Origin of the sequence: Citrobacter sp. wls826 (assembly GCF_005281245.1) — a bacterium.
GTDB lineage: Bacteria > Pseudomonadota > Gammaproteobacteria > Enterobacterales > Enterobacteriaceae > Citrobacter > Citrobacter braakii.
The window spans coordinates 35095-35471 of the sequence record NZ_SZWS01000017.1 but is presented as its reverse complement, the minus strand read 5'-3'; the positions used below and the strand labels follow the sequence as shown (position 1 = coordinate 35471).

Annotated in this window: 1 protein-coding gene; it reads right to left on the bottom strand. The window is 51.2% G+C overall.

Features of this window, described 5'->3' with window-relative positions; translation table 11 throughout:
• Positions 1-45 precede the first annotated feature (45 nt).
• Positions 46-324, bottom strand: coding sequence for a barnase inhibitor (locus tag FDW87_RS02730; protein WP_016154709.1), 279 nt, complete (start codon positions 322-324; stop codon positions 46-48).
• Between the last annotated feature and the right edge of the window lie 53 nt (positions 325-377).

The window sequence follows — 377 nt, the reverse complement described above, 5'->3', positions numbered from 1 at the left end:
CTAGTCCGACGACTTGCCCCCGCCTGCCGGGGGCTTTTTTATGCCTTACATTGAGTGACGAACGTTAAAGCGCAGCTGTCCTTCCAGCTCTTCTTCCGCTTCATCGAACAGTAAAATCAGCGCGCCGTATCGCCTGCGTAGCTTGTCCGGCAAATGAACAAATTCAATCTCCAGCGGCAGCGGTAAAACGTCCCCGATAACCACCTCCCACAGAGAATCTAAATCAACCACTTTTTCCCGGGCGAGACCGAACGCGCGCGTAAACTCACGGTAGAAATCCCCCTGGTCTTCTATCTCGTCAAAATCAAATGTATAGATGTTCATCTATAGCCACCATCCCGACGCCAGTCACTCTACAGACCATCAATATGCAGGAA